Source organism: Micromonospora sp. KC213, assembly GCF_004348325.1.
Taxonomy (GTDB): domain Bacteria; phylum Actinomycetota; class Actinomycetes; order Mycobacteriales; family Micromonosporaceae; genus Micromonospora.
Map to the genome: position 1 here is coordinate 17,244 of NZ_SMKF01000073.1, position 9,796 is coordinate 27,039.

10 protein-coding genes and 1 pseudogene are annotated in these 9,796 nt (G+C 73.5%); 6 read left to right on the plus strand and 5 right to left on the minus strand.

What is annotated here, in order from left to right; translation table 11 throughout:
* Positions 1-161 precede the first annotated feature (161 nt).
* A complete protein-coding gene (locus tag E1166_RS16470) occupies positions 162-425 on the minus strand; it encodes a winged helix-turn-helix domain-containing protein (protein WP_243710381.1) in 264 nt (87 codons plus the stop codon).
* Between the two features lie 42 nt (positions 426-467).
* Between E1166_RS16470 and E1166_RS30985 the strand changes: the two genes are divergently transcribed.
* Positions 468-632, plus strand: coding sequence for a hypothetical protein (locus tag E1166_RS30985; protein WP_165944360.1), 165 nt, complete (start codon positions 468-470; stop codon positions 630-632).
* A gap of 72 nt (positions 633-704) precedes the next feature.
* Here the strand turns inward: E1166_RS30985 and E1166_RS16475 are convergent, their stop codons facing one another.
* Positions 705-1,517: a hypothetical protein gene (locus tag E1166_RS16475; protein WP_132339881.1), complete on the minus strand. Its 813-nt coding sequence runs from the start codon at positions 1,515-1,517 to the stop codon at positions 705-707.
* Between the two features lie 141 nt (positions 1,518-1,658).
* Between E1166_RS16475 and E1166_RS16480 the strand changes: the two genes are divergently transcribed.
* From E1166_RS16480 to E1166_RS16500, 5 genes are all read left to right on the plus strand, one after another.
* The gene (locus tag E1166_RS16480) at positions 1,659-3,353 is read left to right on the plus strand and encodes a BTAD domain-containing putative transcriptional regulator (RefSeq protein WP_132339883.1); all 1,695 of its coding nucleotides are present in this window, start codon (positions 1,659-1,661) and stop codon (positions 3,351-3,353) included.
* A 113-nt stretch (positions 3,354-3,466) separates the two neighbouring features.
* Positions 3,467-3,685: a helix-turn-helix domain-containing protein gene (locus E1166_RS16485; RefSeq protein WP_132339885.1), complete on the plus strand. Its 219-nt coding sequence runs from the start codon at positions 3,467-3,469 to the stop codon at positions 3,683-3,685.
* Positions 3,686-3,708: 23 nt separating this feature from the next.
* Positions 3,709-4,224 (plus strand): Clp protease N-terminal domain-containing protein, encoded by a 516-nt coding sequence (locus E1166_RS16490; protein ID WP_132339887.1) that lies wholly within the window; start codon positions 3,709-3,711, stop codon positions 4,222-4,224.
* A gap of 129 nt (positions 4,225-4,353) precedes the next feature.
* Positions 4,354-6,510, plus strand: a complete 2,157-nt coding sequence (locus E1166_RS16495; protein ID WP_132339889.1) for a DEAD/DEAH box helicase — start codon at positions 4,354-4,356, stop codon at positions 6,508-6,510.
* A 101-nt stretch (positions 6,511-6,611) separates the two neighbouring features.
* Complete coding sequence (locus tag E1166_RS16500) at positions 6,612-7,595, plus strand: hypothetical protein (protein WP_132339891.1); 984 nt, start codon at positions 6,612-6,614, stop codon at positions 7,593-7,595.
* A gap of 46 nt (positions 7,596-7,641) precedes the next feature.
* Here E1166_RS16500 and E1166_RS16505 read toward each other — a convergent pair whose 3' ends face one another.
* The 3 genes and pseudogenes from E1166_RS16505 to E1166_RS30990 form a co-directional block, all read right to left on the minus strand.
* Positions 7,642-8,058 carry a helix-turn-helix domain-containing protein gene (locus tag E1166_RS16505; RefSeq protein WP_132339893.1) on the minus strand — a complete coding sequence of 139 codons (417 nt, stop codon included), beginning with the start codon at positions 8,056-8,058 and terminating at the stop codon, positions 7,642-7,644.
* Between the two features lie 90 nt (positions 8,059-8,148).
* Entirely contained in the window at positions 8,149-9,306 is a 1,158-nt protein-coding gene (locus E1166_RS16510) for an SAM-dependent methyltransferase (RefSeq protein WP_132339895.1), read from the minus strand.
* A 179-nt stretch (positions 9,307-9,485) separates the two neighbouring features.
* Positions 9,486-9,796, minus strand: a pseudogene (locus E1166_RS30990) (ATP-dependent helicase); the annotation flags it as partial.

Genomic DNA, 9,796 nt, shown 5'->3' on the forward strand with positions numbered 1-9,796 from the left:
CGGCTTCCGACAACGGGCGATGCTGGAGCGATGATCCGCCAGTGGGGGCCTCCATCGAACGGGCACCTGCCCCGAGAGGGTGTACGGGCGGGACGGGGGCATCGATCAGATGCCGCCGCAAGTTCCTCCATCATCGGCGGGTCGCCTCGTTCGCGGCCGGGTCAGTCGATCGGCCGTTCGGCCACGTAGGTGCCCCGGCCGGGCTGGCCGGTGATCAGCTCCCGGTCGTGCAGCAGGGACAACGCGCGCGACGCGGTGTTCATGTGGACCTCGTGCGACTCGGCGAGTTCGCGGGTGGACGGAAGTTTGTCGCCCGGCTTGAGGTCACCGCTCCTGATCTTCGTGGCGAGGTCGTTGCCATCCGTCGGTACGGGGGCTCGGCTGTAGGCATGGGTGACTCCGGTTGGTTCGGCGTCTCCGATCATGCCGGGCCTACACCAGTAACTACACCAAGCTGCCGTGTCGTGATGACCGGGGTCGACCTACCCAAGTACGGCGGCGGATCGACCGTCTCCGCCGAGGACGCGCAGGGCGTACGACACTGGGTCTTCTGCGACCGGCTGCTCGACGGCGGCCGGCGCTGCCTTCGACCGGCCGACCACGACGGCGACTGTGCCGACCCGACCGGATGACCTCGGGCAGACGATAGGACGACGGAGGGACACGGCCCCCCGTGTGGCCGTGTCCCTCCCGCCGTCGTCGCGTCAGCCGGCCAGCAGCTCGTACGCCACCTTCGGGGCGTCCTGCGCGCCGGCCGGCGCGGTCACCGCCGGGGCGCTGCCGTAGTCGCGGTACTCGACCAGGTACGTGTACGCCTTCCGCTTCCCCGCCGCCGGCACCTGGAGGGCCAACCGGGTGAGGTTGCCGTCCGCGCCCACCTCGGCGGTGAACGGTACGGTCTTCGCCGCCGCACCGAGTGCCGTCATCTCCTCGGCCTCCAGCGCCTTCGCCGCCTCACCCGAGGTCAGGTCGATCGTGCCGGCGTACCGTCCGGCGGCCTTTTCCTCGACGGCCGTCGCCGCCTCGATCAGCACGCCGGCGTTGCCGACGTCCACCCCTTCCCAGACCGGCGTGGACTCACTGTCGGTCAGCTTGGCGCGGTCCAGCCGCAGCCAGCGGTCCGGCAGCTTCGGCAGACCGGTCAGCCCCTCCGTGCCGGTGAACTTCACCTTCATCCAGATCTGCTCCGACACGATCCGGAACGACATCCGGGTGGTGAAGCCGAGGTCGGCGTCTTTCGCGGACGTGGTGAACTCCATGCCCTTCGACGCCGGGTCGACAAGTCCCGAGAAGGTGGCGGAGGAATCCTTGCCGGTGTACCGGAACGTCCCCTCCGTACCGTCGGGAACGGCGGCGAGCAGTTCCTGCTTCGGCGTCAGCTTGGCGCTCGTCGCCGGGCCGGCGACCGGGGCGGAGCCCGTCGCGCCGCAGCCGCCGGCCACAACGGTCACGGCCAACGCGGCGGCGCTGGTGACGACCCGACGGAGGAGCCCAGCGGTACGACTGTGCTGTGTCATCGCATCTCTTTCTCACATGTCTGGCGGTTGCCGAGGACGATGCTGAGGGCCGCCACTGCCGGGTCGCTGCCGATATGCTGCCGTCCGACTGCCGTGCGGCTGCCGCCGCCGGAAGCGGGGTGTCAGGAGCGGAAATTTCCCATGTCAGGAGCGCTGCGCTTCGAGATTCTCGGTCCCCAGCGGGCCTGGCACGGAGAGCAGGAAATCGACACCGGCCCCGGCAAGCAGCGGGCCGTGCTGGCCGTGCTGCTCCTCTCACCCGGCCGGAGCGTGCCGACCGGGCAACTGGTCGACGCGGTCTGGCCGGACGATCCGCCCGCCAACGGCCCCAACGTTGTGCAGAAGTACGTTGCCGGACTGCGCCGGGTGCTGGAACCGGATCGATCCCCGCGCGCACCGGGGCAGGTGCTCACCCTCACCGAGGCCGGTTACCTCCTGCGGGTGCCGCCTGAGGCGGTGGACGCGGTCCGCTTCGAACGGTCGGTGCGTCGGGCGCAACAGGCCCGGGCCGAGGGACGGACCGCCGAGGCGGTCGCCGAGCTGCGCGCGGCCACCGAGCTGTGGCGGGGCGAGCCGCTGCCCGGCCTGCCCGGGCCGTTCTTCGAGTCCGCCCGGTACCGGCTGGTCGAGCTGCGCGCCACCGCGCTGGAGACCCGGGTCGAACTGGAACTGGAACTGGGCCGGCACCGGGAGCTTGCCGGCGAACTGACCGATTTGGTGGCCGAGTTCCCGCTCCGGGAACGGCTGCGCCACCAGCTGATGCTGGCCCTCTACCGCAGCGGCCGGCAGGCGGAGGCCCTCGCCGCGTACCGGGAGATCGGCGAGCTGCTGCGCGAGGAGTACGGCATCGAACCGGGCAACGCCCTCCAGGAACTGCACCGGCGCATCCTGCGCTCCGACCCGGCTCTGAACCCTCCGGCACAACCCACACCGTCCGTCCCGACTGCTCCGACGACGACTTCCACCCCGGCGACCGTTCCGGCGCCGCCCGGCGCGGTGCCCGCTCCCGTTGACGCAATGCCCGCCGCTGTGCAGATGCCATCACTGCCCAGCGCGGCGACGGTGAGTCGATCCCCCGTCCCGGCGGGCTGGCCACCAGCCCTCACCCCAGGCGTGCCGGTTCTGCCGGTACCGCCGGCCCGGCCGGTCTGGCATGCGCCACGCTGGATAAGCGTGACGGCGACCGTCGCGGCCACGGCCGTGGTCCTGCTGTCGTTCGGTGCCCTCACCTGGGCGGTCGTCCTCGGGTACGCGGCCTGGCGGCGCAGTTGGCGGCTCGCCCTGGCGGGGCTGGGCTACCTCGCCCTGGTCGGGAGCCTCCTCTGCCTCGCCCTGACCAGCGACCCCGAGGCGGAGCCCCCGGACGGGGAACTCCTCTACGTCCTCAGCGTGGTCGCGGTGTGTTGGTGCGTGGGAACCGTGCACGTCGTACTGCTGAGTCGGGGCTTCCGGGGCTTGGTGCGCCGGGTCCTCGACGTAGCGGACCGGCGGGGCGACGAGGAACGGCGGGCACGTCGCGAGCAGGCCCGCTACCTTTTGCACCATCACCCGGCAGCCCGGCACGAGCTGCGTATCGGTCGCCCCGACCTGCCCCGCGTCTTCGACGACGGTGGGCTCGTCGACGTCAACGCGGTGGGCGACCAGGTACTGGCCGGACTGCCCGGCCTGACCCCCGACCAGTGCCGGCACATCGTCACCGACAGGCTGCTGCGCGGCCCGTACTCGTCGGTGGAGGAACTGGCCGGGCGCTGCCTGCTCTCGCCGGCCGTGACAGAGCACCTGCGGCACGTCCTCGTCTTCCTGCCGCCTCCCGGGCCGCCCCCGGCGTCCACCTGAGCGACCGGGGTCAGCCGGCCGTGGTGGGCCTGTCGCCAGCGTCACCGAAGTACCAACCACGGCGGCCATCAACTTAGGTTGACATCGAGGTGCCGTCAACCTAAGTTGATGACATGCCGCCGCTTTCCGATCTCCCGACCCCCGACCAGCCCGCCGCCGCGCTCGCCGCCGTCGTCGCGCTGCGTCGACTGGCCGGCCAGCTCGAACTGGCAGCCGTGAAGGAAGCGATCCGACAGGGTTGGACGTGGGCGGAGGTAGGCCAAGCCCTCGGCGTCAGCGCGCAGGCGGCACACAAGAAGTTCGCACCCATGACCCGGGAACGCCGGTCATAGCCCGTCCACAGGAGGAGGTTCCGATGGGACTCTCAAACGCCGTCCGCGACATCAAGACCATGCGGCAGGTGCTGACCGATGCCGAGGCGGAGGCCCGACGCGCCGGAGAGGACCTGCCCGCACCGGAGCATCTGCTCGTCGCGGCGACCGGGCTGTCGGAGGGCAGCGCCCACCGCGCCTTCGGTCGGGTGGGCGCCGACCCCGGCACACTGCGCCAAGCCATCGAGCGGGCGCACGCGACCGCCCTGGCCTCCATCGGCATCTCCACCTCGGAGACCGCCCCACCCGCAGGTGGGCAACTCAGGCCGGCCACCGGGGTCTTCCGCGCCACCCCGCAGGCCCAGCAGGTGTGGCAGCAGGCCGTGACGCTGTCCAAGTCGGCGCGCCCGCCAGGCATCCGGGGAGCCCATGTCGTCGCGGCGGTCTGCTCACTCACCCAGGGCACCGCCGTACGTGCCCTCGCGGCGATGGGCGTCGATCCCGCAGCGCTCAGGCGAGCCGCACTCGTCGAGGGAGGTATCGAAGACGCCCCACAGTGAGGCCGCCACCCCATGTCCGGCCGGGGTGACCGAGGAGTTCCCGGCAAGGGGCGAGCCACACCGTGGCGGGGGATTGGGGGCAGGGAGTCGGGCCGGTCCCGCGCGGGCCGGTGCTGGTAGAAATGCCGGATGAGCCAGGATCGGGCGGCGGTACGGGATCGGGCCGAGGCGGTGCTGCGCCGGCTGGCCGGCGAGCACGCCCGGCTCCGGGAGGACCAGTGGCGGGCGATCGAGGCGCTGGTGGTGGACCGGCGTCGGGTGCTCTGCGTGCAACGCACCGGGTGGGGCAAGTCGGCGGTCTACTTCGTGGCCACCGCGCTGCTGCGGGAGCGTCCCGACGCCGCCGGCCCGACCGTGATCGTCTCCCCGCTGCTGGCGTTGATGCGTAACCAGGTGGAGTCCGCCGCCCGCGCCGGCATCCGGGCCCGCACGATCAACTCCGCCAACCTGGAGGAGTGGGACGAGATCACCTCCGAGATCCACACCGGGGCGGTGGACGTCCTGCTGATCAGCCCGGAACGGCTCAACAACCCCGACTTCCGGGACAGCGTGCTGCCGAAGCTGGCCGCCACCACCGGCCTGCTGGTGGTGGACGAGGCGCACTGCGTCTCCGACTGGGGGCACGACTTCCGGCCGGACTACCGCCGACTGCGGACCTTCCTCGCCGAACTGCCCGCGCGGACCCCGGTGCTGGCCACCACGGCCACCGCCAACGCCCGGGTCACCGCCGACGTCGCCGAGCAACTCGGCACCGAACTGGCCGATCCGGCCGCCCGGCGACCGGACGTGCTGGTGCTGCGCGGCTCGCTGGACCGGGAGTCGCTGCGGCTGGGCGTACTCGACCTGCCGAGCCCGGCCCACCGCCTGGCCTGGCTCGCCGACCACCTGGACCAGCTCCCCGGCTCGGGGATCATCTACACGCTGACCGTCGCGGCGGCGGGGGAGACCGCCGAGTTCCTCCGCGCCCGCGGCTGGTCGGTCGCCTCCTACACCGGCCAGGCCGAGGACGCCGACCGGCGTGCCGCCGAGCAGGACCTGCTCGACAACAAGATCAAGGCGTTGGTGGCCACCTCCGCGCTCGGCATGGGCTTCGACAAACCGGACCTCGGCTTCGTGGTGCACCTCGGCGCACCGCCCTCCCCGATCGCGTACTACCAGCAGGTCGGCCGGGCCGGGCGGGCCGTCGCGCACGCCGAGGTGCTGCTGCTGCCCGGTGCCGAGGACGCGGCCATCTGGCGGTACTTCGCCTCGCTCGCCTTTCCGCCCGAGGAGCAGGTCCGGGCGGTGCTCGCCGCCCTGCCGACCGACCGGCCGCTCTCCACCCAGGCCCTGGAGCCGGTCGTCGACCTGCGCCGGACCCGCCTCGAACTGATGCTCAAGGTGCTCGACGTGGACGGGGCGGTGCGCCGGGTACGCGGCGGCTGGCTCGCCACCGGCGAACCCTGGGTCTACGACGAACCTCGGCTGCGCCGCGTCGCCCAGGCCCGCACCGCGGAGCAGCAGGCCATGCGGGAGTACGCGACGACATCCGGCTGCCGGCTGCGTTACCTGCGCGAATGCCTCGACGACAGCGGGGCGGCCGACTGCGGTCGCTGCGACCGCTGCGCCGGGCCGCTGTTCACCACCGACGTCTCCGCCGCCGCGCTGGCCGCCGCGCAGACCTTCCTCGGCCGGCCCGGTGTGGCGATCGCGCCGAAGAAGCTCTGGCCAACCGGCCTCGACGCGGTGGGCGTACCCCTGAAGGGTCGGATTCCCCCGGCGGAGCAGGCGCTGCCCGGGCGGGCCGTGGGCCGGTTGTCCGATCTCGGCTGGGGTGGGCGGCTGCGCGGGCTGCTCAGCCCGGAGGCCACCGACGCGCCGGTCCCGAACGACGTGGCCGCGGCCGTGGTCGACGTGTTGAAGGAGTGGGCGCACGGTGACGACCGGTGGCCGCGTCGCCCGGCCGGCGTGGTCGCCGTCGGTTCCCGCGCCCGTCCGGCGCTGGTCGGCTCGCTCGCCGAGCGGATAGCCGCGGTCGGCCGGCTGCCACTGCTCGGCCACGTCGTCCCCGCCGGCCCGGCCGGGGGCGGCGGGCCGCGCGGCAACAGCGCCCAGCGGGTACGCACGCTGCACGACGCCTTCAGCCTGCCGGACGGGCTGGCCGACACGCTCGCCGGGTTGGACGGCCCGGTGCTGCTCGTCGACGACCTGGTCGACTCCGGGTGGACGATGACCATGGTGGCCCGGCTGCTGCGTCGGGCCGGCGCCCCGGACGTGCTTCCGTTGGCCCTCGCCGTGGCCGGCTGACCGCCCTACCGGAAAGGTTCCCGCCCACGGCGGATTGCGAGGGCCGCCACGGTGACCACCTGGCGGCTGGGTCGGGGTCGGGCCGGCGGTACCGTGGGCGCATGGCCGAGCAGCGATCCGTCACGGCGGTCGACCCCGACGCGCGGGCCTTTGACCTGCGGCCCGGCGGAGCGGACGGTGTCGGGCTGGACCGGAGCACCCTGCGGCTCGCGCTGACCGTGGGCGGGCTGGTGCTCGCCGTCCTGCTCGGCTTCGGCCTCGGGCGGGCCAACCCGAAGCCCACCACTGCGGCCGGGGCCGGTGTCGGGGCAACGGCCACCGGCGAACACACCCACGCCCCCGGCACCGGCGCACACGAGCACGGCACCGGCGCGGCGGACGCGACGGCGGCCGGGCTCTCCGTCACCGCGTCCGGCTACACGCTGACCCCGTCGGGCACCGGGTTCGTCGCCGGCCGGGCCGCGGACTTCCGCTTCCAGATCCGCGACGACCAGCGGCGCGTGGTCACCCGGTTCGCCGTCGTCCACGACAAGCCGATGCACCTGATCGTGGTGCGCCGGGACCTCACCGGCTACCAGCACCTGCACCCCACGATGGCCGCCGACGGCACCTGGTCGGTGCCGGTGACGCTGGCCCGGCCCGGCGTCTGGCGGGCGTACGCCGACTTCACCGTGGTCGCCGACGACGGTGCGCAGACGCCGGCCACCCTCGGGGTCGACCTGGTGGTGCCGGGCGACTACCGGCCCCGGCCGCTGCCGGCCCCGGCCACCACCGCGACCGTGGACGGCTTCGACGTCGACTACCAGGGCACGCCCGAGGTGGGACGGGCCGTCCCGCTGCGCTTCCAGATCCGCGACGGGGCCGCCCCGGCCGCGCTGGAACGCTATCTCGGCGCGTACGGCCACCTCGTCGCGTTGCGCGAGGGCGACCTCGGTTACCTGCACGTCCATCCGGAGCCGGCACCGACCGGGGACGTGGTCACCTTCTGGCTGACCGCGCCTGGGCCGGGCCGTTACCGGATGTACCTCGACTTCCAGGTGGCGGGCGTGGTGCGTACCGCCGAGTTCACCGTCACGGTCGCCTGACCGCCTACCCACATCCCGCGGCGTGCCGCACCCGTCGGATGCCCGGTCATCCCGCCCGGCGGACCGGACGGCGGGCCAGGTAGCGGAGCAGGTCGCGGATGTGGTGCTTCTCCTCGGCCGCGACGGCCGGGTCGGCGAGCCGTTCCAGGATGACCCGGACGTCCGCCTCGACCGGGCTGTCGTCGACCCGGCGCCGGGGGGTGGGACCGGCGTCCGGCAGGCCGAGCGCGCGGAACGCCGCCGCGACGGGTAGGTCGAGGGCGGCGCAGAAGCCACGGACCTTGGCCAGCTCGGGGTAGTCCTGCCAGTCCCCGGCCAGCCAGCGGAAGACGGTGGACCGACCCACCCCGGTGTGCGCCGCGAGGTCACTCACCGTCCAACCCCGCTCGTCGCGGGCGTCGTCGATGGCACGGCGCACGAAACGCGCGAAGGCCATCTGGGGTGAAACCTCTACGGAGCCCATTCCTGCCGGGTGGTTCCCTTCTCGAACCGCGACGCGTGCCGGTGCGTCCCCTTCAGGGTAGTACGACGCCGGGTCGCGGCGATTGACCGATCAGCCGGCCGGAGCGTCCTCGGTGAGCAGCCTCGCCAGCCGGGGCCTGACCTGCCACTGGTCGACCAGGTCCCGGTACTCGGCCCGCTGCTGCCCGGTGGCCGTGCCATCGGTGCGCCGGGCCCGGATCAGCAGGTTCCGTGGAGTGTGCCGGGAGTCGACGAACTCCACCACCTCGGCGCGGTAGCCGTGCAACCGGAGCAGCCCGGCGCGCAGCGCGTCGGTGAGCACATCGGCGAAGCGTTCCCGCAGGATCCCCTGACGGGTCAGCAGGTCGTACGGGGGCGGCGCGGGCCGGGTACGCAGCTGTGCGGCGATGTCGTGGTGGCAGCACGGCGCGGCCAGCACCCAGCGGGAGCGCCAGCGCACCGCCCGGGCCAGTGCCTCGTCGGTGGCGGTGTCGCAGGCGTGCAGGGCCAGCACCAGGTCGGGGGCCGGCTCGACCACCGCGTCGGCAATGGTGCCGGCGACGAACGAGACGCGGTCGGCCCAACCGAGCCGCTCGGCCAGCTCGGTGTTGCGCCGCCGCTGGTCCTCCCGCACGTCCACCCCGACCAGTTCGACGTCGACGCCACGCTGGGCCAGATAGCGGTACGCCGCGAAGGTCAGGTACGCGTTGCCGCAGCCCAGGTCCACCACCCGCAGCGGACCGCTCAGCTCGTCGGGCAGGGTGGCGGCGAGCGCCCGTAGGAAGGCGTCCACCTGACGTCGCTTGGCGGCCGAGCCGCCGATCTCGGCGAAGATCGGGTCGCCCGGGTCGAGCAGGTAGTCCTTGGTCCGGTCGTGCCCGGACGGCTCGGCCCCGGCCCGGTCCGCCGCCGCCCGGTGCAGCTGCGCCTCGCCCGACTTGGTCACCCTGAGCTGAAGTGTCGCGTCGGCGGTCTCCACGTGCCAGTTGCCGAACGGCTCGGCCAGTAGCGCGTCGATCGCCGCGCCGGCCTCCGTGCCCGGTGCCACGTTGCGGGTGTGCGGCCGGCTGCCGTCGGACGTGGAGATCTGCAACCGGCGTCCGGCCTTGAGAACGACCGGGCGCAGTTCGGCGCGAACCACCGAGGGACGTTGGCCGCGGCGGCGGCCGGCGGCGACGGCGCGGGTCAGGTTGGGGTCGAGCAGCAGCTCCCGGACCTTGGTCAGGGCAGCGTGCAACGGTTCCGGCATGGCTCCATCATCCTTCCTCCACCGCGCCGCCCCGCAGCCCCACCCCGAGGTGGAAAGAGGGTGGCGGTGGGAGAAGGTTGCCGAAAGAGCATGGGCGACCTGACGGCCGCGTGCGGCCGTGAAGGAGGACGTCCTCCGGGCCGCCGGTGGCGGCACGAAGGACGTCGCGTGTCCCGTTGTCAGTCGGCGGTCGCCTCGGCCGGCGTACCCGCGCCGGAACCGGCAGCCCGACGCCGCCGGCGGCGGCGCGGTTTCGTCGACTGCTCGCCGTCACCGGCGGCCGGTTGGGCGTCGCCCGTCCCGGTGGCCCGGTGGGCGTCGCCCGCGCCAGTGGCCGGCTGGGCGTCGCCCGCGATCGTCCCGCTCGGCTCGCCCGCGAGGATCTCGCCGGCCCGGCGGCGACGCCGGCGCCGTGGGATACGGGTGCCCTCCTCGTCGGTCGCCACCGGCGTCTCGGCGTCCGGGGTGTCAGTGCCGGACCGGCCCTGGC

Coding starts and splice junctions, on each gene's coding strand:
- E1166_RS16470 (WP_243710381.1), bottom strand. CDS start 425: ATGATCGGAGACGCCGAACCAACCGGAGTCACCCATGCCTACAGCCGA.
- E1166_RS30985 (WP_165944360.1), top strand. CDS start 468: ATGACCGGGGTCGACCTACCCAAGTACGGCGGCGGATCGACCGTCTCC.
- E1166_RS16475 (WP_132339881.1), bottom strand. CDS start 1,517: ATGACACAGCACAGTCGTACCGCTGGGCTCCTCCGTCGGGTCGTCACC.
- E1166_RS16480 (WP_132339883.1), top strand. CDS start 1,659: ATGTCAGGAGCGCTGCGCTTCGAGATTCTCGGTCCCCAGCGGGCCTGG.
- E1166_RS16485 (WP_132339885.1), top strand. CDS start 3,467: ATGCCGCCGCTTTCCGATCTCCCGACCCCCGACCAGCCCGCCGCCGCG.
- E1166_RS16490 (WP_132339887.1), top strand. CDS start 3,709: ATGGGACTCTCAAACGCCGTCCGCGACATCAAGACCATGCGGCAGGTG.
- E1166_RS16495 (WP_132339889.1), top strand. CDS start 4,354: ATGAGCCAGGATCGGGCGGCGGTACGGGATCGGGCCGAGGCGGTGCTG.
- E1166_RS16500 (WP_132339891.1), top strand. CDS start 6,612: ATGGCCGAGCAGCGATCCGTCACGGCGGTCGACCCCGACGCGCGGGCC.
- E1166_RS16505 (WP_132339893.1), bottom strand. CDS start 8,058: ATGGGCTCCGTAGAGGTTTCACCCCAGATGGCCTTCGCGCGTTTCGTG.
- E1166_RS16510 (WP_132339895.1), bottom strand. CDS start 9,306: ATGCCGGAACCGTTGCACGCTGCCCTGACCAAGGTCCGGGAGCTGCTG.